Annotated in this window: 21 protein-coding genes; 14 read left to right on the forward strand and 7 right to left on the reverse strand. The window is 41.0% G+C overall.

Annotated elements, in window-relative coordinates:
* Nucleotides 1-556: 556 nt before the first annotated feature.
* Complete coding sequence (locus tag MKZ12_RS16530) at nt 557-1,516, reverse strand: carotenoid biosynthesis protein (RefSeq protein ID WP_339255566.1); 960 nt, start codon at nt 1,514-1,516, stop codon at nt 557-559.
* 155 nt (nt 1,517-1,671) lie between these two features.
* On the opposite strand from MKZ12_RS16530, the gene MKZ12_RS16535 reads away from it, so the two are divergent.
* The 4 genes from MKZ12_RS16535 to MKZ12_RS16550 all read left to right on the forward strand — a co-directional run bounded on the left by MKZ12_RS16535 (nt 1,672) and on the right by MKZ12_RS16550 (nt 3,961).
* Nucleotides 1,672-2,241 (forward strand): TetR/AcrR family transcriptional regulator, encoded by a 570-nt coding sequence (locus MKZ12_RS16535; protein ID WP_339255568.1) that lies wholly within the window; start codon nt 1,672-1,674, stop codon nt 2,239-2,241.
* A 271-nt stretch (nt 2,242-2,512) separates the two neighbouring features.
* Nucleotides 2,513-2,683 (forward strand): hypothetical protein, encoded by a 171-nt coding sequence (locus MKZ12_RS16540; RefSeq protein ID WP_339255570.1) that lies wholly within the window; start codon nt 2,513-2,515, stop codon nt 2,681-2,683.
* Between the two features lie 509 nt (nt 2,684-3,192).
* Nucleotides 3,193-3,522 carry a hypothetical protein gene (locus MKZ12_RS16545; RefSeq protein ID WP_339255572.1) on the forward strand — a complete coding sequence of 110 codons (330 nt, stop codon included), beginning with the start codon at nt 3,193-3,195 and terminating at the stop codon, nt 3,520-3,522.
* Entirely contained in the window at nt 3,482-3,961 is a 480-nt protein-coding gene (locus MKZ12_RS16550; RefSeq protein WP_339255574.1) for a hypothetical protein, read from the forward strand. Before MKZ12_RS16545 ends, MKZ12_RS16550 begins: the two co-directional genes overlap by 41 nt.
* Before the next feature lie 591 nt (nt 3,962-4,552).
* On the opposite strand, the gene MKZ12_RS16555 is transcribed toward MKZ12_RS16550, so the two are convergent.
* Entirely contained in the window at nt 4,553-5,542 is a 990-nt protein-coding gene (locus MKZ12_RS16555) for a YhdH/YhfP family quinone oxidoreductase (protein ID WP_339255576.1), read from the reverse strand.
* 112 nt (nt 5,543-5,654) lie between these two features.
* Here MKZ12_RS16555 and MKZ12_RS16560 point away from each other — a divergent pair, with 112 nt between their 5' ends.
* From MKZ12_RS16560 to MKZ12_RS16595, 8 genes are all read left to right on the forward strand, one after another.
* Nucleotides 5,655-6,074 (forward strand): MarR family transcriptional regulator, encoded by a 420-nt coding sequence (locus MKZ12_RS16560; RefSeq protein ID WP_105598965.1) that lies wholly within the window; start codon nt 5,655-5,657, stop codon nt 6,072-6,074.
* A 671-nt stretch (nt 6,075-6,745) separates the two neighbouring features.
* Nucleotides 6,746-7,414, forward strand: a complete 669-nt coding sequence (locus MKZ12_RS16565; RefSeq protein ID WP_339255578.1) for a Type 1 glutamine amidotransferase-like domain-containing protein — start codon at nt 6,746-6,748, stop codon at nt 7,412-7,414.
* Nucleotides 7,415-7,935: 521 nt separating this feature from the next.
* Nucleotides 7,936-9,273 carry an extracellular solute-binding protein gene (locus MKZ12_RS16570; protein WP_339255580.1) on the forward strand — a complete coding sequence of 446 codons (1,338 nt, stop codon included), beginning with the start codon at nt 7,936-7,938 and terminating at the stop codon, nt 9,271-9,273.
* 83 nt (nt 9,274-9,356) lie between these two features.
* On the forward strand, nt 9,357-10,253 hold the full coding sequence (locus MKZ12_RS16575; protein WP_339255582.1) for a sugar ABC transporter permease: 897 nt from the start codon (nt 9,357-9,359) through the stop codon (nt 10,251-10,253).
* A 1-nt stretch (nt 10,254) separates the two neighbouring features.
* Nucleotides 10,255-11,103: a carbohydrate ABC transporter permease gene (locus MKZ12_RS16580; RefSeq protein WP_278294900.1), complete on the forward strand. Its 849-nt coding sequence runs from the start codon at nt 10,255-10,257 to the stop codon at nt 11,101-11,103.
* Between the two features lie 208 nt (nt 11,104-11,311).
* Nucleotides 11,312-11,458: a paeninodin family lasso peptide gene (locus MKZ12_RS16585; RefSeq protein WP_278299214.1), complete on the forward strand. Its 147-nt coding sequence runs from the start codon at nt 11,312-11,314 to the stop codon at nt 11,456-11,458.
* A gap of 402 nt (nt 11,459-11,860) precedes the next feature.
* Nucleotides 11,861-12,697 carry a class I SAM-dependent methyltransferase gene (locus MKZ12_RS16590; RefSeq protein WP_339255584.1) on the forward strand — a complete coding sequence of 279 codons (837 nt, stop codon included), beginning with the start codon at nt 11,861-11,863 and terminating at the stop codon, nt 12,695-12,697.
* Nucleotides 12,698-13,194: 497 nt separating this feature from the next.
* Nucleotides 13,195-14,133, forward strand: coding sequence for a VanZ family protein (locus MKZ12_RS16595; protein WP_339255586.1), 939 nt, complete (start codon nt 13,195-13,197; stop codon nt 14,131-14,133).
* A 266-nt stretch (nt 14,134-14,399) separates the two neighbouring features.
* Here MKZ12_RS16595 and MKZ12_RS16600 read toward each other — a convergent pair whose 3' ends face one another.
* Nucleotides 14,400-14,978 (reverse strand): isochorismatase family protein, encoded by a 579-nt coding sequence (locus tag MKZ12_RS16600; protein WP_339255587.1) that lies wholly within the window; start codon nt 14,976-14,978, stop codon nt 14,400-14,402.
* Nucleotides 14,979-15,108: 130 nt separating this feature from the next.
* Here MKZ12_RS16600 and MKZ12_RS16605 point away from each other — a divergent pair, with 130 nt between their 5' ends.
* On the forward strand, nt 15,109-15,990 hold the full coding sequence (locus MKZ12_RS16605) for a TetR/AcrR family transcriptional regulator (RefSeq protein WP_339255589.1): 882 nt from the start codon (nt 15,109-15,111) through the stop codon (nt 15,988-15,990).
* Between the two features lie 222 nt (nt 15,991-16,212).
* On the opposite strand, the gene MKZ12_RS16610 is transcribed toward MKZ12_RS16605, so the two are convergent.
* From MKZ12_RS16610 to MKZ12_RS16620, 3 genes are all read right to left on the reverse strand, one after another.
* Nucleotides 16,213-17,103, reverse strand: coding sequence for an alpha/beta hydrolase (locus MKZ12_RS16610; protein WP_339255590.1), 891 nt, complete (start codon nt 17,101-17,103; stop codon nt 16,213-16,215).
* Nucleotides 17,104-17,377: 274 nt separating this feature from the next.
* Complete coding sequence (locus MKZ12_RS16615) at nt 17,378-17,989, reverse strand: DUF2239 family protein (RefSeq protein ID WP_339255592.1); 612 nt, start codon at nt 17,987-17,989, stop codon at nt 17,378-17,380.
* A 1,367-nt stretch (nt 17,990-19,356) separates the two neighbouring features.
* A complete protein-coding gene (locus MKZ12_RS16620; protein WP_339255594.1) occupies nt 19,357-19,956 on the reverse strand; it encodes a TetR/AcrR family transcriptional regulator in 600 nt (199 codons plus the stop codon).
* A gap of 205 nt (nt 19,957-20,161) precedes the next feature.
* Between MKZ12_RS16620 and MKZ12_RS16625 the strand changes: the two genes are divergently transcribed.
* Complete coding sequence (locus MKZ12_RS16625; protein WP_339255596.1) at nt 20,162-20,848, forward strand: NAD(P)-binding oxidoreductase; 687 nt, start codon at nt 20,162-20,164, stop codon at nt 20,846-20,848.
* A gap of 736 nt (nt 20,849-21,584) precedes the next feature.
* Here MKZ12_RS16625 and MKZ12_RS16630 read toward each other — a convergent pair.
* Nucleotides 21,585-22,280 (reverse strand): ABC transporter permease, encoded by a 696-nt coding sequence (locus tag MKZ12_RS16630; protein ID WP_339255598.1) that lies wholly within the window; start codon nt 22,278-22,280, stop codon nt 21,585-21,587.
* Nucleotides 22,281-22,509 lie beyond the last annotated feature (229 nt).

Below are 22,509 nucleotides of genomic sequence, written 5' to 3' on the forward strand. Positions count from 1 at the left end.
ATAAACTAATCGATTTTTTTACATTGAGAATAACGATAAAGAAGGGATTTCGCGTAAAAGTTTTTTTCAAGTCATACTTTTATTTAGAAATCAGCACGAAAGGGATCAGTTTATTGTTCATGTGCAGCGGAATGAAAGTGACTTTAAAAATAAGCTTTGCTCTCTAAGCGAAGATTATTCAGCGCTTGGAACACATTGTTGAGCATATGAAAACACCAAAAAGCAGCTAATCAACTATTACTATCTATTTTTTATCATATCTCCGAAATTGGTAATTAAGAAAAAGTATGTGTTAACATTTCCCATCAGTTAACACTTATTTATGTTCACATTGTTATGGACAACTGAAGAATAAGTAAGGAGCCGTGCTGTAACACGACTCCAGTGTACATTAACTACATTAAGAGCAGTCGGCCGCTAGGTGGTCGCCGGAATAGACTGTTAGATTAGGGTGGACGGTCTATTTCTTTTCATGTAAGCAAGAAGCACCAAAATTAAAATACCGAAAAGGAACAGTAATGAAAGTGTGTCTTTGCCTCAATGCTTGGGTTTATGGTTATTTCGTGATTGGACTTGTTTTTTTACCCATAATGTAAATTCCAATCCAGCCTAGCAATAAGAAGATCTGAGCCAGAGCGACCAGCCACAACACTTCCGTATAACCGCCTATAATGCAAAATATAGTATTGACTAGGGGGAACCCTACGAAAGTAAACATGATAGGAAAATCTTTTTTGGGAGTGATTGAATAATTAACCTTCCGGTCCCAAAACTTTATAAAAGCTAATGCTAAAATTCCGATTGTAATTACAGAAAGTGTAATCAACATCACCCATTGCATATTAGAGGTTCTTTCGAAGAACGGCCCCATATAATTAAGGAAGTTAGATAAAGGTGAGAACATACAGGCTAATGACAGAATGGCCGCCAGAAACGGATAGATATAACCAATTGATTTACTGTAGCCTTTCTTTTTATGCCACCATTCTCCAATTAGAATAAAGACGGTCCAATATCCTGCTATATAAATCCATCCTGTAAAATTCATCACAGGTTCCCCATAGATTTGAGGCTCACCGGCTAGCGGATAATAAGTCCATCTTGCCATGAGTCCATCTGTAGTCTGAAATATCTGTTTAACAGCCACCGGGTCGAGTGAAAAGTCAAAAACCATAGCGCTCAATCCCGTAATAAATGGTTTAGTCCAGGACGGTATATTTACAGACTTTAGAACACGCAAAGTTGAATAAATGATCAGAAACTCAATAATAGGGACAGTAATCGGTATATTAAATAACATTAAAATACTCCGCCCATAGGCGTAAAAGCCTTCCCCAAGCGATGAAGCAGTAATTTCAAAAACGGCTGCGTAAAAAAACACAAAACCTATAAACTGCAGTAGAACCGTTTTGGGATGCGTTTCCTTATCCAGGATATAGAAAACCATCAGAACAGCAGCAATTAAGACTATAAGATCTTGAATTATCCATACAGGTACTACAGTTATATCACCCATATTTTACCTCCATTTCAGTTTAAAACTAGAATTGAACGTTCAAATAAATTATAATTTCACTGTGTTACTTAAACAACAGGCTGTTCGATTGAGATATGTTAGTTATCATACAAACCACCTTAGATTTGTTCATTATTTTAAATTAGGAGGATATTATGACAGACAAAAAAACAGATCACAGAGTGAGATATACAAAAATGGTTATCAAAGAAAGCCTATTGAAGCTGTTGACAGAACGGTCTATCAATAAAGTTACAGTGACCGACATTTGCAGAGAAGCAGGGATTAATCGCAACACCTTTTATACACACTATGCTAATCAGTTTGAGCTTCTTTCAACGATTGAAAATGATCTTTACGAAGACATTAAGCAAGTTGGGATGAGTTCTTCCAACCCTCAAACGTTATCTTATGAATTATGTAAGTACATAAAAGCGAATAAAACGATATGTGAGGTTCTGTTCTCAGAGCATGGCGATAAAGAATTATTAGAACGAATCCTTTATATCAGTCACGATTTAACTATTGAACGATGGAAGACGGAATTAAAATATTTTGATCCACAATTATTTGAGTCCTGGTATACGTTCACCGCTCATGGCAGTATAGCTATTATTAAAAAGTGGGTGAGTAGTGGTCTGAAGGAAAGCCCGAGTAAAATTGCAGCTTTTATTGATAAAGCTACGGAATCCGTATCTAAAGCTTTTTATTCTGAAGAATTGTAGGATTTCCCCGCTTCTCACCAAAAAGCCCGGCAGCTTATACGGCCGAGTAGGCTTTCCCTTTGTCGCGAAAGGTAATCCGGATCTACGCCTCCCGGTGATTGCCGAAATCAAAGATAATATTTTCATAATTTTCCCATTCCTTGGCCATCGGACGACCTTGGCCTGAATCGCAGGCTCTCCGTCCAGAAAGCGGACGCGTAGCGTTCTGCCGTTTCGCCAAAGTTTTCGGACCATAACGGCCATCTCGGGGCTGACTTCATTGCGGGAGGTCATGTTCTCCAAGGCGTCGGCTTCAAGTTCAAGCGAGCCGGCATTACCCGCGCGTTCTTTTATTGCGATGGATACCGCTTCGCTGATTTTGTCGGCAGGTGGCTTCAAGATGACACACATCTTCAATGAGTTCTACGATTCGGTCATTGACGCCGCTCCTTTTCGTGATTAGTATTTTTAACCAATCTATATTATGAACCAAGGATCACCCGGTACCCGGATTAATTTTTGGGAAATCGGCAAATGCGCTGCAGTGGCTTAACACGTTAACAAAAAAAAGGAGGGGATGATATGAAAAGAGGCACAAATAATAACCACGCAGCTAAAAGCTGAAATTTGTTACAAGAGGTTAATCATGTCAACTCGAAACGGTAAGTGTGCGGCAGCATGTGAAAAAAATCCCGAAAGGCATGCAGAGGATCCAAGCCCAGCAATTCTGGAAAATAGTTGTAATCATTGTGGAAGTACCGATGGTTATTACACCAAGGATTACGTGGTCGGGAAAACACAGTACAAGCACACAACTACGATGGATTCTTAAAACAGACAACGGAGATTATTACGAATGCCTGAAGTACAAGTGCGGGAAATTTGCATACTGTTGTGACTCCAACAAAAAACTATTCAAATTGAAAGAGGGGTAAACGGATGAGTGTTAAGCGGGATGAGAATGGTTAAAAGGTGTTCGAATTGATTGATGGAAGACAGTTGCTATGGTCTGAAGAAGACCGGGGGTCGTTCGCTAGACCGAATGAAAACTCCACTCCACTGATTAGTGCCCCTGATCAAATGCCTGTAACTTTAGCTAGGGTCAGTGAAGAAAAAGGCCTAACTTATAAAGATATGGATCTCTTACGTGAACAAGTTAAAGATATCCAACTTCAGTTTTCTTCTCAAGAATCTAAGAACATAATGGATAACTCACTCAACGTTTCAGTTTGTCCTGCAGTATCTAATGGTGTAGAATCTTGTGGAGCGTTTGATAATTATTATAGACACAATGTGGAATAACGGTGATTTCACTGCTCAAGTCTTAGGTTTATCTGGCGAGCCTAATATGTACACCAGCCTGCATGGTAATATCGGTAATGACTCTGGGAAAGCATCAAGACTCTCAACATTTAAATCTTATATTAATACTTACGAAAGATATGTAGTTGATGGCTTGGAATATAATAATAAAATGGAATCACTAAGCTGGGGCGGAACAATTGCATCTATGCTATTATTTTACCTCACATATTCCGGTCCTGCTGGATGGGTAACCATGGTTTTAAACTCTTCTAATGCATTAACTATACTAATTGGAATTACCTCATCAGCTTATAGAACCGCTTCTAGACTTACAATAACTAAAAATACAGCTCAATACCAACAATATGCTATTGATCAGGTTTATAATATGTTCAACGATGCTAATTACGGTATAAACTACAAACCGGGCTCTTAATTTTAAAAAAAGGGGGTGAAATCATTTTTGAAGGATAGGATACGCTGTCCCCCTATTAATTATTATTATAGCAGACATCGGGTTACTCATATTTATCCTTAGAAATGGTAATGAATTATCCGAAAGCGGAATCTTTGGTATGATACTGTTCGTGTTTTGTTTATTGACTGTGCTTATTATAATCTCAATATACCGTTACTATACTTGGATTAGAGACAAAAAATTATTATAAATGTAGTAAAGACCGCCTTGGAGAATACCAGGCGGTCTTTACTACTTAACTGCACTCAAAAAACAAACCCAACGGACATTGGCGAACGCAGTATGCCTTCTTAGTCAAGTTCCGGTTTTGACCTTCGTCCGAATCTGCGGCTTAAGCTGATGTAAAGAGTGAGTATTATCTAAGAAAATAAGAGCATATGAATACATTACATTAATAGATATAAATTACGCCAACAGGAAACGATAGCTCAAATATATAAAGAAAGCAGTTGATCCCTATGATCGGCTGCTTTTTAGTCAACTACTTGAATGTGATGGAGGGGTAATTTATAAGAATAAAAAGTACTTTCATCTGATAAATACCTCTAGCTATGCGTATTTTATAATTGTTCTTCCTAAATGGTTTCCGTGTTTTATAGCTTCAATCGTTTGAGATAGTTCTTCAAGTGTAATTTCTTTCACGAGAGTACTTTGACAGATATTCCATTCATTTGCTAATTTACCCCATATATATCCGCGGTTTTCAATAGGTACATTTACAGAATCAATGCCCAAGAGGCTGATTCCTCTAAGTATAAACGGCAGTACGGTCGAGGTTAGTTTTATGCCGCCCGCATTCCCACACATACTCATACTACCACCATAAAAAATTTGGGGAATTAATATGGAAGCAATATCTCCACCTACAGTATCTAAAACAAAGTCAAACTTTTGCTTATTTAGTGGCTTAATTTGCTCACCTAATGTTTCTGCGTAAACGACATCTGTAGCACCTAAAGATCTTGCCACCTCTAATTGATGTTCTTTTCTAATTAAGGCAGAAATATTTTTGTAACCGATTTTAGATAAAATTTGTAAAGCAATACTACCTACTCCACCAGTTGCACCGGTGACTAGGATTTTAGGATTTTTATTTATGTCCATACCGTTTTTCTCTAAAGCCATTATAGAAAGAGCAGCCGTAAACCCTGCGGTTCCAAAAATCATAGCCTCTTTGGGGGAGAAGTTTTCTGGCATAGGAACAATCCAAGCTGCAGGGACCCTTGCATATTCCGCAAATCCTCCTGTATGACTCATACCAACAGCAAATCCTGTAACAATGACTTCCTGTCCCACATGGTAACGACTATCTGCTGTGTGAACAATCGTTCCACTCAAATCAATTCCTGGAATCATAGGGTAATCTCTTATAACACCACCATTTTTTTGAACAGCCAACATATCCTTAAAGTTTATTGAAGAGTAAGATACCTTAATTAAAATCTCCCCATAGGAGAGACTATCCAAATTAACAATTTCCAAACTGTAACTTACTTGACCGTTATCTTCATTTACGACGATTGCCTTGAAGTTATCCATAAAATCCCCCTTAGTTCTGTTATAAAATATTTCTGTGACAGAAATGTTTTATAACAGAATCTAACATGGTATAATAGGTATTGTCAAGATGGGGGAGAGTGGGACAGGGACTATGGAACTAAATGATTGCATGAACTTTCTATTAAGTGTTAGTCAGAACAAAGTTTTTAAATATTTCAGCAAGCTTTTAGAAGAATATGGAATAACACCGTCTCAATATGGCGTGTTAAATGTTTTATGGAGAGAAGGGCAATTAACCCCAAAACAAATTGGAGAAATGTTATTTTTAGAAGCTTCAACTGTCTCGGGGGTATTGGATAAAATGCACAAGGCAGAATTAATCGAACGTTCTGCAGATCCAAAAAATCGTAGAAATGTCTTCGTGATAGCCACTCAAAAATCTTTAGAAATCAGAAATGGTGTTGAAGCAGCAACTATTAAGTTGAATCAAAAGGTGCTTCTAAACATGACTGATAATGATAAATTAGCACTAAAAAATGCATTAAATACAATAATAATGACTGAATTTTAATATTGCTGTTCAACGAGTTGTATCACTCAATTATTTGTCGAGGGACAAGAACATGGTCCCATTGAAGTCGCTAATTTAGCGGCTTTTTCTTGTTATCGGTACAAGTTCTTGTCCCGAGCCAAGGACAAGAACTTAGTCCGATTGCCGATTACGCGTATATCTAACTATGAGCTCATGCACCAAAACCTCATTAAGTACCATAATACATAAAAGTATTCACATTGTTATGGGACACAATGTAAAGTAAAACACGGGTGGTTAGGTATTAATGAAACGAAATAATGGTACTGGAACTAGCTGTTGAGGACAAGAACTTGAACTGATTACCGATTAGATAAGTATCTAACTATGTTTAAAGCAATATCATTAAGCTAATGGGCAGGATAATTCAATATTTTTAACATTTCGGTAGCTTTAGCTTGTTACTTTCAGCTCTTATCTATATAAGTCAGTTGGATGGCTCATCTTTTTTGTAAACATTGGTGTCGTATTGTACGTAGCATTCGCTAAAAAGTTTGATCCAGATAACGCTAAAGATCATAGCCGTAAGATTCATAGGTTAAACTAACGGGAAACGATAGTCCAATAATACGAAGAAGCAGCTGATCAATATGATCTGCTTTTATTCAGCTAACAGATTTTATTAAGGTCAAATGACTAGGAGTGAGGGTATGAAATTATTACTGACATCTGCAGGTGTTAATAATCAAAGTATACAGAACGCGTTAGTTGGCATGTTGGACAAGCCGATTGCTGACTCCAATGCCCTGTGCATTCCCACGGCGATGTACGGACATCCCTGGGTTGGCCCTGGCGTCAAAACTTGGGAGTTTATCAGCGGGAAATCCGAGAATCCCATGGTAGACCTCGGCTGGAAGTCTGTAGGCGTGCTGGAGCTCACCGCACTGCCAAGCATCAGTAAAGACCACTGGGAGCCTCTGGTCCGGGAAACAGACGTCTTGCTGGTATCGGGTGGCGACGCTCTCTTCCTATACCATTGGATGCGACAATCCGGACTGGCAGAACTCTTGCCTTCACTGAAGGCCGTTTATGTGGGAATGAGCGCCGGCAGTATGGTGATGGCACCTAAGATCGGGGAATACTTTGTGGGGTGGACTTCACCTACCGGTGGCGATGAAACATTGGGATTGGTTGATTTTTCAATTTTTCCGCATCTTGATCACGTCATGCTGCCAGATAACACTATGGCTACAGCTGAGAGCTGGGTCGCAGAGATTCAAGGGCCGGCATATGCAATCGATGATCAGACCGCCATTAAGGTGATCGATGGAGCGGTAGAAGTGGTTTCCGAAGGGAATTGGAGGCATTTTAAGCTCTAAGATTCCTCACTGCTGAGGTAACGGGATACAATAATTCAATATTACCAAGAAAAGCAGCCGATCTACGTGATCAGCTGCTTTTGTTCTGCTAACGGGCATTTGAATTGCTAACGCAGAAAAAGTGGCTGTTCCTATAGAAAAGGCAATTCCTCTTCCAGAGACTACAAAGCTCTTCGGTGGAAGGGTCTTTTTACTTACTCTGAATTCGTCCATTAGTTATTGTTCAGAAGGAATGCGGACCGTTGGCCGAAGCTTTTTCAAAGAGTAGCATCTCACCATAAACTTTATGATTTTATAATCAAATGGTTATATAAAGCCTATTTCATATATATTATAATACGGCATGTTAAGCGCTTACAGTACGGAGTCTAAGAAATTGTTGCGAAGGGGTCTTTTCTTTGAAAGGTTAGAATTATGTTAAGGATGGTGGTGCCAAGATGGATTGTAACCGCTTAAATCAACAGAACTAACTAGTCAGCCGACTTTTCAAATGCATAACAAAAAGAGAGGATGACGAACAAATGAAAAAACGCAGTGCTTTAATCTCCATCGTTACACTCCTTATTATGTCACTTGTTTTTACTGCATGTGGTAATCCTTCTGGTTCAAAAACGGAAACACGTCAATTAGGCGCTAATGCCGGTGAGAATGCAACAGAATTATCATTTTGGACATTTGTAGATTTGCACGGCAAGCATTTGGATAAAATGCTGGGGTTATGGAACCAACAGAATCCAGACAAACAGATTAAGTTAAATGTAACGGTTATGCCTTACGATGATATGCATAACAAGCTCTTACTGGCAGTTACAAGTGGAAAAGGTGCTCCTGATATCGCGGATATTGAGCTAGGTAAATTCCCGAAATTCTTGGAAGGTGACAACGTTCCCCTGGAATCTTTGAATGATGTATATGCACCATACAAAGACGCTGTTGTTCCTTCACGTGTCGAGATTTACTCCAAAGACGATCAGGTTTATGGCTTTGATTATCACGTAGGGGCTACGCTTGCTTTCTACAACACTGAAATTCTCGAACAAGCAGGTGTTGACTACAAGAAAATCATAACGTGGGAAGATTACAAACAAGCAGGTATCCAGGTTTACGAAAAGACTGGCAAGTACTTAGGTACTGCTGATACATCAGCTTCGTTCCAAGCATCGCTGCTACTAGCTCAGCAAAATGCTGATTTTACAGATGAAAATGGTAATCCAAAAGTGAACTCGCCTGAAATGATTAAAGCGTTTGAAATGTTAGTCGATCTGCAGAAGAACAATGTTATTCATACGATCCCTGGCGGACAACCCGACACAGAAGAAGCAAAAGGCGAATATAACAAAGGCAACTACGCAAGTGCATTAATGCCTGAGTGGTACATGTCCCGCTTTGTAAACGAAATGAAAGACCTTAAAGGTAAGTATGCAATAGCTCCATTGCCTGTATTCGAAGAAGGTAATCCTCGTTCTGTTGGCTTAGGCGGTACTGGCACAGTGGTTACCAAGAATGGTAAAGACGTTCAGTTGGCAAAAGAATTTGTAGCCTTTGCTAAGCTTTCAAAAGAAGCTACGACTGAAATCTGGAATACACTTGGATTTGACCCAATCAACATGGAAGTATGGAAAGATGATGCAGTTACGAAAAACCCTGAAAATGAATACGTCCAATACTTTAAAACAAATGCATTTGATACTTTGAATGAGATCAAGGACGAAATTAGAGCGATAAAGTCCGTTAAAGCTTCACCAACCATCGGCAATATATTCAATACGGTTACTTTGAATGCCATCTTTGAAGATGGCCAAGACGTGAAGGAAGCGTTGGATGAAGCACAAGCAGCCATTGAACAAGAATTGAAATAAATATAATAAGTAAATGATTGATTATACCTGTCGGCAGGTATAGTGGTCGGCAGGTTTAACCATAGTCAAGGGAGATTGAGAATATGATAAAGAAATTTGTATACTCTCAAAAAGTTGCACCTTATGTTTTTGTATTGCCATTTATACTCATATTTTTGATGTTCTGGTTTTTTCCGCTTGTAAATTCATTCATAATGAGTTTTCAAGATCGGATGTTGGGGCAGGATCCTAAATGGATTGGTGAAGCAAATTATTCGAAATTGCTTACTGATAAAGTGTTTTTGACATCTATTAAGAATAGCGTTGTGTACATGTTAGGAACCTTAGTGCTGTTAATTCCCTTTCCCATGTTATTCGCCGTTATGATCAACAGTAAGTTAATGATGGGAAGAGAGTTTTTTAAATCTTCGTTCTTTCTCCCTGCATTGACATCTGTCGCAGTTGCGGGTACCATTTTCCGCCTGACATTCGGTGAAATGGAAGGTTCATTAATGAACAGTTTCCTGGGTCTATTTGGTGTAGAACCTATTAAATTTTTGAAAGACGGAAATTGGAGTATGGCAGCACTGTTAATCCTCGCATGTTGGAGATGGACAGGCGTTAATATGCTTTACTATCTATCGGGTTTGAAAAGCATTGACAATGAATATTATGAGGCTGCTTCAATTGACGGTGCATCTGCTTGGCAGAAGTTTAGAATGATCACAATGCCATTATTGAAGCCGACCACGGTATATGTTACCACAATTAGTGTCTATGCAGGTTTAGCCATGTTTACCGAGAGTCTGATGATGTTCAACGGTAATAAATCACCCCAAAATATTGGCTTAACCATTGTTGGATATCTGTATAGACAAGGGATTGAGCAGAATAAGCTGGGTTACGCAGCTGCAGTTGGTATCATTCTGTTAGTCATTGCTATGGTTATCAATTTAACACAGTTGAAATTTAGTGGAATGTTCAAAAAGGAGGAGGATTAAAGTGGGCAGAAGTCAGACGAGAAGTGATTTCATCTCTAGAATAGTAATTATTGGTTTATTCATTATACTATTCGTTATAATTATGATCCCATTCTACGCAGTGGCCCTATCTTCCTTTAAACCAGGTGAATCATTAGTTAGATATGGTCTTAACCTAAGTTTGGATTTTGAAATCATGAGTTTTGATAATTTCATCTTTCTGTTTACTGGAGAACATGATTATTTTGTGTGGTTTTGGAATAGTATGATTTTAACAATCGTTCAAGTGGTTTTAACACTTTTTGTAAGCGCATTTGTTGCATATGGTTTTGCAGCATATCATTTTAAAGGTAAGAACTTCCTCTTCATATGTGTTTTGCTCATTATGATGGTGCCATTCGAAATACTGCTGGTTCCTTTGTACAGCCTAATTAATGATTTGGGAATGGTGAATAGCTATTCGGCAATCATTCTGCCTGGTATAGCCAATGCCGCGACAATATTTTTCTTCAGGCAATATCTACGAAGCATACCCAAAGAGATTATTCAATCTGGCCGGGTTGATGGCGCAAACGAGTATGCGATTTATTTCAGACTAATTATGCCGATTATGAAGCCATCTTTTGCAGCAATGGCTATTTTGAATGGTATGAATAGCTGGAATAATCTATTGTGGCCATTCATGGTGCTCGGAGATCAGAGTAAATATACACTTCCAATCGGTTTGAAAACGTTGTTAACTCCTTATGGCAATAACTATGACCTATTGATCGTGGGCTCCTTCTTCTCCATCGTTCCAATTTTCATACTTTTCATTGCTTTTCAGAAATATTTCATAGACGGTATGACTGCAGGCGCTGTTAAAGGGTAGTATATCTATTAGTAAGGTGAAAGCAATCGGAATGAATTTTGCAGATATTTATAGAAGGAAAGGGATGAAATATTTGTTTACTTAGATACGTATTGTGTCTTATAATTCCCATAAAGATACATATCGTATCTTCAAAAGTTGTATCGCGCAAGTAATGTAAGGGTGCTCGCATCTTGGTTCCAGTTTTGTAGAAAGGAGGAGACGGCCGATGGAAACGAAAAAAACGCCTTGGCAGGCACCGAAATTAGAGGTCCTGGATGTGCGTCAGCAAACGATGGCTGGCCGTGGATACAAGCAAATTGATTGGATCTCCGAACATGATGCAGACCTATATAATCCAGCGTCCTCAAGTTGAAAATCGTATCCTTGCTCAAAAGGTCGCCTGTGGGCGGCTTTTTCGATGCTCAGATGAGGTGTATCAGCCTCCTGTTGATGTAACACTAGTTCGAATACATTGCGAAATTCATTAGGCCGCTCGACAAACATTGTCCAATTGAGGCCTCCACGAAAAAATGATATCAATACATAAGCGATTTCAACAAAATATAGTGATGCATCATCGTAAACGGCTCTTCTTTTGTCAGCTTCAAATGGACGGGGGAGAAGGAGTCAAAAAAATACTCTTCTCTAAATACGATTGAATTGTGCATGATCAGATTCCCTTCGCTTCGTAAGTCATTAAATTGGATTCGTTTGTTATGTTATAACAGGTCAGGTTCTACACCATTTATAGCGTTGTGAGAGGGAAGTGATGCTTTTGAATACTTCTAAACAAATGATGCCTCATAATTCCAATGATCGTTTTAGTAAACTAGGAATTTATAGCGTCCAAAGTGTCTTTATTATTTTGTTCTTGCTGTTAACCCCTGTCTACTATTTGAACAAATGGGACTTTAAACGTCACAAAAACCGGAAACCTTTCTACACCAGTAAATTAGTTCGATTGCAAGAGCGTTATCCGATTTTCTACGAATTGGCCATGTACGTTCAAAATTTCCCTATTCCTCGTAATGTCTACAAAATTTTACCCCCTTTAAAGGGCGATGTTCTTCAGGTGGGCTGTGGTACAGGTTTATTGAACAAGTATCTTCGCAAGCAGAAGGATGTTCGTTTTCTCAACATGGATCCGAATTTAAATGCTCTAAAACTTGGAAAGAAGTGGGGAAGGTTTAATTCTTATATCCATGCTTTCATTGATAAGCCAACTTCTTTACCTGATCATAGCTGCGATATGATTTTGTTTGCAAGAAGCTTTCATCACATTCGCTATCACAAAAAAGCCTTCATAGAGAGCTGCAGACTGTTACGTGACGGTGGATCTATCATTATTGCGGACCCGGTTGTTCTCAAGTCTCTTTCAGGTTCTGTAACAGACCGTGGTTATATGGCGAACTCTTCGATTGATGGTGTAATTTGGAGATTTACCAAAGAAACATTAATTACTCACATAGAGCGCTGTCTTCCTCCTGAATTAAAGATAGAATCCGTAACCGAAACGAGACAAGTGCATGTAACGAATTATAATTTATTTGTACCTCAGACAGATATCGTAGTGGTACTGCGAAAAAGGGAGGCTGTATACAATGACAACTAAATTTATTTATGGTGTTTGAAATCTGCAGCATGATTTAATGCTTATCCGTTGCTAAAGGTACCTCTCCACAGAGGTACCTTTTTTTGTATATGATAACGTTCAGCCACTAAATAATGATTCTGAAATATAACGGGGGTATACCTGTATTTATCGCAGAGTTTTCTTATCCTTCAGGTGAAGTGCAGGGCGGACTCCAAAAGTGATCCTATTGAATTCGCTATATTAGCGGCTATTTTTGTTTTATCGGTACAAGTTCTTGTCTCGAGCCAAGGACAAGAACTTGTACCGATTGCCGATTAGGCTAATATCTTTGCCTAAATGATAACACAAGCAAAAAGTGTACTATGAACGTGGGAACGTAAGGCGACGCTCCGATGAAGGGACACCACAAGGCGGCGTTCTCACCCCTGTTGGCAATTCTAATTAAGCTAAGGAGTGCATGAAATGGGTAAGTAAGTTATAGTAATAGATGGAAAAATAGAGTGGGGGAGTTAACCATGGTCAATCAACGCAAGATTTTAATAACTATAACCGTATTGTACACATTGCTTGTTCTTTATTTTATGTTTTTCGCTTTCGGCAGAGGAGAGGCTTCAGAGCATACTTCAGGCTACACCTTTATTTTTATGCCCGATAACTTCATTAGTTTGCCATCTCCATCCGAACTTCTGCATCCCAGCCTAATGAGTATGGTGGGTTTCGGGAACACTATTGCGTTTATTCCTTTCGGTATATTGATTCCATGGCTGTACCGAGTCAGCTTCGTCCGGTTCATCACCCTATTCTTCATAGCGATTCTTGTGCTGGAGACGATCCAGGCCCTTACATTCCTGGGCAGTTTCGATATCAACGATGCTCTTCAAAATTCTATTGGAGCAGTCCTCGGTTTTGGGGCATACAAGCTTGGTTTCCGTTACCGCAGCCTCGGGCGCAATCTGGTCGCAACGGCTATATCGGGTATGGTTCTTTTTATAGCTTTATGGGGAGTAGGGGCGGCGGTAGACAAAATAACAACAAAAGTAGAGGGCCCTTTTACGGCGATTAACGAATGGACGGATACTTCGGGCCATTCATCCGCCGGAGACAAGCCGGACAGCATCCTAATCAACGGACAGAAGGTGACGCCCGATTCAAACATGTATGGCGCTGAAGGTGGAGATTCCAGAACGTTTACGTATAAGTCTGAGGGGCAGACTATTTTCTCCTTCGATTACGGCATCCCGGAACCAACGAATTATTCCGGAAGCATCAGCATGACCCTGGATGGCCGGGAGATCTTGAGCAGTTCTGGAGAACTTCAGCGTACTGATCCTGATCTGTTCCCGTCGTTATTCGAGATTCCACTTGAGCCGGGAAACGAGCTGAAGCTTACTATTAAGGGAGACTTGAAAGTATGGGATGTCGGGTATAAGAAGATGCAGTATTTCTGGAACTGATAAACTGTCGGGGGACAAGAACATATGCCCATTGAAAGTCGCTATTTTAGCGGCTTTTTTAATTTATCGGTACAAGATCTTGTCCCGAGCCAAGGAGAAGATCTTGTACCTGCCAACAGATTAGAAAAGTAATGCAAAGCAAAGATACCTGGTTGCGTGCCTTTGCTTTAATTTAGAAAGAATGGTTTCGTAAAAATTAACATGGTATCATTCCCGATACGTGCTTGTTATCGGACTTCTAATCTATTAAGTTCTTTTATGTGGATCTATGATTGAAGCGCTGCACAAGCGAGAATCTCGTCGGTAGTGCGGATTCGGCCGATACGTGGAAAGATGACTTTGCTTACGTGCTCATGTTCTGCCTCGCTGAATCCGGTCATTGCGTCTATTGCAAAAATCACCTGATACCCATGAGCAAATGCTTCTCGCGCAGTTGTATCAACCCCAATCCCTGAAGCAATTCCGCAGAGTATGATCGTAGTGATGCCTCTCCGGCGTAACTGCTGATCCAGATCCGTCCCGTAAAATGCACCCCACTGACGCTTAGTAATTAGATGGTCGTTAGTAGTGACTCCAATTTCAGGCACAATTTCATCCCATCCAGGTACCAGATTGATCGCTGGAGTTTCTTGATCCAGCACCGGATGGGGCATATCTTTGAAATCTTTCGAAGAAACACGTACGAGTCCAACGAAGGCACCAACCTCACGGAAAGTTTGGACCATGGCAGCGGCACGTTCGACAACTTGTTCTGCTGAATGAGGGGCATACTGGTTTCCGATCCATTTCTGCAAGTCGATTACGATTAAAGCCGTTTTAGAAAATTGATATAAATGCTCTTTCATGTTAGTCACACTCCAATTTCAATTTGTTCATCCTTAATAGTAAGTTCATAAAATTGAACTTTTGTTCATTGACTTAGTGTTCACAATTTTGTACTATTGGTTCAAAGTTGTCAAGAGGGGATGTCTGAGCATGAGCGTAACGAAGCAAGATATCATTTATTCGGCTTCTAAAATGTTTAAAGAAAAAGGTTACCTGGGAACATCCATTCAGGAAATCGCCCAGGACTGTTCCATAGCAAAGGGCTCCGTTTACAAATATTTCCCTTCTAAAGAGGATTTGTTGTGTGAGGTTTTCGATCATTGCCAAATGGCTTATTTTGATCGGGCTGAACGTTTGAAAGATATCGGAAAGGGAAGCCCCCAGGAGAGACTAGTGGATCAGATTGTATTTCGCTTTCAGTATTTCATGGAATATCGTCATATTATGGTGGATTTCATTGATCTACCAATTACGCAGTACGAAACATTCCGCAAATTGAGGAATCACGTTCGCGAGCGAATGATGGAGTGGCACAGATCATGGCTTTTAGAAGTCTACGGCCCTAGAATTAAGCCGTTTCTCTGGGATTTGATCTTTATTTACCGGTCTTTTATTAAAGATTATCTACAGCGCGTCATCTCCGAAGAGAATCTATTGTCCATTGAGGATACAGCTTGGTTTATCGTTGATAAAATGGAAGCTTTAGTCAACCACATGTCCAAGTTAGGTTCGAATGGGCTGCTCGGGAAAAGCGCATATGATACATTTATTCATTCAGGCTCAAATGACTGGAATGGAGAAAAAAAACGGATCACCGAAGAGTTGCTCAGCAGAGTGATTGCTATCATTGAGGTCTGGAAAGGGGGGATTGAACGCCGTAAGGAATTGCATGAGATTTTTCAATTGTTGAATAGCGAAATTTCTCAGACTAATCCAAAGAGGTCGGTTATTCAAGCGTTGTGTGCTTACCTAGAACAAGAGAAAGAACTAAGAAGTTCAGTTATTCAGTTAAAGCAAACCGTCCTATCATAGGTAAGATATATTGGTGTTGGTTAGAGAAATGTGATGTTGCTTTAACAATTGGACTTGAAAAACAATAACGTTGGAACCCTATAAGTTCAATGTTGCCCATTGGTAGCCATTGTAGACTGAATACTAGCTCAATAATGCTATTAAAGCAGCTGATCATCGTGATCGGCTGCTTTTGTTAAGCTAACGGGCAGGTTAATTAAACCAAAAGAAAAGGAAGACGTGTCAATCACGACGAGCCGTTCGCTCTATGCCATCGGCGATTACTTTGTACAGTTGGTGTGGCAAATCGTGTCCCATGCCGTCAACCAACATTAGCTCGGCGCCCGGGATGGCAGAAGCCGTGTCTCTGCCACATGCTGGGTGAAACAGGGGATCATCCACCCCATGAATGACAAGTACGGGTACTTTTATGGTCGCAAGCCGCGGACGACGGTCACCGGCGACAGCCATAGCAGCAATTTGTCGTCCGACACTGCCTGGATCGTAATCTCGTTGGATTTCCTCGAGAATGAGCGCCCGATAAGAATCCTCTTCAAACGGATAGCCGGTGCCGGCGATGAGTTTGGAAAAGGAGAGCTTTTGCGCCAAGAATCCTGCTTCATCCTCAAATGGGTTCGGCGCCGGTTTAGTCATCATCGCCATAACTTCTGGGGAAGTTTGCGGAAGTGCGGGATTACCAGTACTGGACATAATGGATGTGAGTGATAAAACCCGTTCAGGGTAATCACTGGCTATAATCTGGGCGATCATTCCGCCCATTGACCTGCCAACGAAATGAGCTCGATCAATGGATAGGGCGTCGAGCATTCCGATAGTGTCTTTGGACATGTCATCGAGAGTATAGGGGATATCTGGCCGCTGTCCCGACATGAGAGTAGTCGCAAGTGCGTTGAAATCCAGTGTCGGATAATGGCTAAAGTGCGTCGAGCAACCGACGTCGCGATTATCAAAACGGATTACACGAAAGCCCTTCGCTGCTAATAAACGACAAAACGAATCTGACCATCGGATCATCTGGGTTCCAAGCCCGGCGATTAGGATAATAGCCTCGTCATTTTCGTTACCGAAACTGTCATAGGCCAAATCGATGTAGTTGACTTTCAGGATGTTCATTATAATGTTCTCCTCCTTAATTTTGATATCAGAAGTTCTGTCATAGGTAGTAGGCATGATTCTTCAATTGCTGTAGTGCGATGCCCGATACCGGCCATGTACTCTTTCGGGTCTGATAAGAAACTCCCCGCCATCGCCAAGAAACATGATCTCACCTCCGCTTTCACGGAGAAATGGGAGGGTGTGCTCGATATAGCGAATAGGTTTAAACTCTGTCATAGTGAAACTCCTTTTTGTTCCAAGTTAAATGTTAAACGTCTACACATACTTTCTTTTATAAGTCCCCTTCAGGGAATACATTAGAAGCTAATTTTTTGATATGGTTTCTGATATCAGGTGCCCAGTCATCGATGAAGTGATAAAAACGATCGAGATCATAAGCATACAGTGCGCGCAGAGCTTCTTCATATTGATGAAAGTTCCCAGCCATAGCTGTCATAAAGTTATACGTTGCTTCTTGTGACTCTCGAATCTTACTCTGTTTATCTCCAGCACGGCGCGCCTCACCAACGAGTCTTCGTAATGTTACCGATGCCCCTCCAGGTTGACTCTTTAGCCATTCCCAATCCCGTGGCAATAACGTAACCTCACCGGATACAACCCCCAGTTTAGGCCGACCGACTCGCCGTGTAGGTTGGTTATTCAATTCGGTTCTGGACAAGTCGCCAAACTGTTCTCTTAATCGTAAAAGTACGTCATTGATCTCCCCACGAAAATCAACATCTATCTGTTTCCCCGTGGTATCGTCAAAAATAAACAGCTGTGTTAGGTCTCTGTCACCCAGAGCATCCTTCACTGTAGAAACAACGTGCTGTAACGTACCGCTGGCGACGACTTTCACACCCAAAAATGCCGTGCAGTAAACGCTCGTTTGATCATCTCTCATTCTATGTACAACCTCCTTTAAATACTATCGTTATTTTACCCGGGTAAAAATAAGAAGTCAATATTACCCGGGTAAAATATATTTATTATCGTTATAAAGGGGATAAATGTAAAAGATGCGGCCTAAGTGAAACCGCGCTGTTGAGGGCTAGTGTATGCATTATGTTGTACACACTGTGTTTTGTCGTAAACTGCCCGTTATTTGAGCAACTAAAAACGGCTGTTTCAGCAATCACTGTTCAACTAATGAAGAAACGTTAGCTGGATAAAGTCAGGATTCACATGAGCGGAACGGATAATTCCAGATTCGTCGATCATGAAGGTGGAAGGAATGGGCAAGACCCAGCTGTTCATAGCGTTACATTCGGTTAGATCCATGCCTACTTGTTTCATAATATTCTGGAGGTAGCCTGGAACGTCGTAAAGAATATTATAGAAAGCAGAAACCAATGGTGAGAATGATGAGAAGAGTGGCTTGAGAACCAAGAAGAATTGGTGAATTCAGTTCAGCGACGATGGGGTTTCCATCTGGAACACGGGTCAGGATTTTGGTAACAGTTCGCAACATCAACAGAAACGCGGTCAGGCTGAGGAAGATGGTTAAAAGGTACTTACCGGTTCGCCCAAAGCTTGAAATACGCCCGACACTGTAACCGGCAAGCAAAAGAAAGATCCGTTGCTGTACTAATGATATAGCTTACCGACTGATGAGCGATGGGGAATACCGTGATAGCGCCGACTAACATCAAAATGAAGTAAGAGGATGCCCGACCTTGATCGAGGGACGATCTCTAGAGGCGGGCATTGTCTATGACTAACCGGTAATGATAGTGATAGAAAGCTTCGACATTTAAACCTGAACATCTAATGAAGAATGTACCGGCATAATGAGTCCGCCTTTTCATGGTCATCACAAGGCCATCATTAATGAGCAAATAGTGACCGAAACGTGTTATTGAGAGTTAAAGATGCAAAAGGAGGTATTGTTACTGAGGAATTCCAAGTATCTCCTGGGACCAGCAAGCATTTAGATGGCCTGATTAATGATACAGAATACTTATTTGAGATTAGAGCTGAAGAAGGACAATTCATTCTTAATGCAACATAAATAAGAACGTATTCATATTCGAGCCCCACTTTTAATTATTTCTAGAGGAGAGGGGATTGGAAGTTATATAAGTAAAATATTCATTCAACTAACGGGAAACGATAGCTCAATACAGACAGAAGTAGCCGGCCTTTGGACCGGCTGCTTCTCGTTACGCTAACGGGCAGATTAACACAATGATAAAATGAAACGAAGGCTATTCCTGGGGGGAGAAAATGGGCGATAATGAACATATAGCATCTTACCAGCCATTGCCTGTACTACTGGGCAGGGGCTATCTGATGCTTGTTGTGTTCCAGAAATTCGAGATTCCGTTCAAGCAATGCCCCCAACCGGCACGCCATTAAGGAAGGATGGAGAGGCTTTCCATTCTTAAACCACCATTCCACTACCCCTACGATAGCAGCCCCCAAAAACTGGATGTCAACATTCGCACCGTCAGTTAATCCTTGATTGCTCCTTTCGGGCTTACTGTTGTTCTCTTTCTCTAATTCTTGGAGGAAAAACTCAAGGAATCGATTGCGGAAAAATGGGCTCCCTTTACTCGCTAGCAATGCGGAGAAGAATAATGAATGACCCTCGAAATACTCGAACCATAGCAATACCGCATCTCTATAATCTGTATCATCGTCTGACGAATCGCAGAGTTCCCGTATATTGTCAATGTGTTCCTCGATGAGCTTATCCAGAAGGTCAAATTTGTCCGTGTAGTGAAGATAGATAGTTCTTCGGCTAACATCCGCTCTGTCGGAGATATCTTGTATCGTAATTTGATCAAATTCTTTTTCAATCATCAGTTCAATAACAGCCTTTTTTATTGCTTCTTGGGATTTGCGGATCCTTCGATCCATCTTTAACACTTGAGGATCACCAGCTTTCCTAATAATAAATTCACAATTCCAAAGGATCTGTGAACTAATGCACGGAACCTGTCTTTTTAAGAATTGTAGACTGTTTATTTCTGTATATAATTATACATAGTCGTTCCTTAATATACTAATGTGCATTTTATGAATATACGGGGATGGAGTTAATCATGATCACCAATCGAAGGAGAACATTTCCATGAAAATTGCGATTATTGGAGCCACAGGGGGAACTGGAAGGAAAGTGACGGAGCGGGCACTTGAGCAGGGACATGAGGTTGTAGCCGTGGCTCGCCGGCCGGAAGTCATCGCTCCCGCAAAACGGCTCAGTACCCGGCTGGGGGATGTATTCGACGCGTCGAGTATAGCCAAAGCCATTGCCGGTACTGAGGCCGTAATCAGTTGCATAGGCCCGCCGAGTAACCTCTCACCGGATATGAATAATATTATGGCAGCAAAGAATGTCATGGCTGCAAACTTCTCACCGGGTACCGTCATGTCGGAAGGAATCCCGAATATTCTTGCGGCCTGTCAGCGTGCTGGAGTTAAGCGCCTAGTCATGCAGAGCGGCATTAATTTAAGCGATGGAAAAGAACTTTCCACCGTTAATCGGTGGATGGTAGGCATGATGCGCCGCATCTTTTGGAAGGCGATTGAGGATAAGGGGATTGCCGAGCATGCGGTAATACGGAGTGACCTGGACTGGGTCATTGTACGAGCGTCAGTGCTTAAATACGCGGAGGGCACTCTAAAATATACAGCAGGTCCATTAGCTCGTATCGCTCCACTCCAGGCGCTGCCCTTTGCAGACTGTGCCGACTGCCTTGTGCGGGCGGCGACGAGTGAGCCTACATGGATCAGGAAGATCGTTAATGTTGGACGATGACATGATATATGCTGGGTTTGATCATTTTTTAACGGGAAATTTGTCAATCAGGTTCCAAAACTTCAAGATGTGGAAAGGTCTCGTTAGATTGTTGCGTTAACGCATATAATAATTTCACCCCATCGCGGGCTTGGGAGTTGTTCACTAAGCACGGTTGGTTGCAAGAATTCAGTCATGTGTAATACTATAATGCTTGTTAAGCAACTGCAAATGACACACCCGACCAAGCTGAAGTTGGGGAAAAGGAACACGGGTCCGCCCGCCTTTTACTATAAAGGGATTTGGATAAACGTGAACTGTAACATGATTAATATTCTTATTGTGAAGATGAGAAGAACATATCCGAGCTGATCAAAATCAATTGGGATAGTTATATTAGACATATTTCGAGGGACAAGAACATTGTTCCATTCAAAGTCGCTATTTTAGCGGCTTTTTTGATTTACGGAACCAAGTTAATGTCCCAAGCGGAGGACAAGAACTTGGTTCCTTTGCCGAAAAGGACAAGAACATGTTCCCATTTCCGATTAGAAAACATCTAAGTAGAAGTGGTGGTCTCTATTGAGTAATTAACGGCACGAATGGCTGGAGTTTTTCATGTTGTTTTCAACTCATCAATTTGTTGCATAAATTAATATGTATTAATACCATATCGACACTTATCGACATGTATTGTAGATCCGAATGAAATTCATATAACGTTTCCGAGATATCATATTAAATAAACATCAAATCATTACACGTCCTTCATCTCAAGACGAAGCATTGATAGTAAGGCAATCAACAATCCGGCGGCTCCAAGCGACAAATGGATCGCAATGAAGGAGTTAATGGATACCAGCGGTCCATTAACTCCGGAGCATACGATGATCGTTAGCAGGATGGAGGTAACCATAGTGGCCGTAACCGAATTTTTGTGCATCCCGAATAACAAAGGAATAAGGGACATTGCGGCAGCAGACAGCGAGCTAAAGGTGTACTCGAGCAATAGCATCCCAGCTTGTTCCATCGTCAGCGAATCCCCAATGAAGGGATAGAAGCCATCCATGGCAAACATAACGGAACCCATAAGCACGTCGGTGAGCAGGATCATTCCGGATGTAAAGACGAAGATGATGACCAATTTGGCAGCGATAAACTTGCGGCGTTTGATTGGATATGTGAAGAGCACGCCGAGCGTTTTGTTTCTGTATTCCCCAACAATCATAGTTGAGAGCAGCGCCCCAGCAAATATCATGAAGGTTGCCCTGACAAAAGTATCGATTAGCATGAACGACTCCGAGTAAGTGGCAAAAGCGTAATCCTGTGCCCCATAATCGGTAATACCTATCATCGTCAGGAACAGAAGGATCGCCAGGTTAGCCATGGCGGCATAGCCGATATAACGGGCGAACCGGTACTTCTTTAGTTCCATCGAGATCAGTTTAAGCAACGACTCCATCCCCCTTCCGCAGTTCTCTGGTGACGTTAATACTACGTACAAAAAATGTCATTACTTTTGCTCTCCTCTATGTACAGTCCCTTGCAGTTATTTTATCTATATTATAAAGGGGAAAGCCTTCATTTTTATTACTCGATTCTTACAAAACCCTTAAGCTTCGTGCAAGAGTGTAAGCTTTTTGTAAGAATGAATTAATAAAAAAGCAGGATCCGAACTCTAT

Source organism: Paenibacillus sp. FSL R5-0713, from assembly GCF_037973325.1.
In the GTDB taxonomy this organism is placed as follows: Bacteria; Bacillota; Bacilli; order Paenibacillales; family Paenibacillaceae; genus Paenibacillus.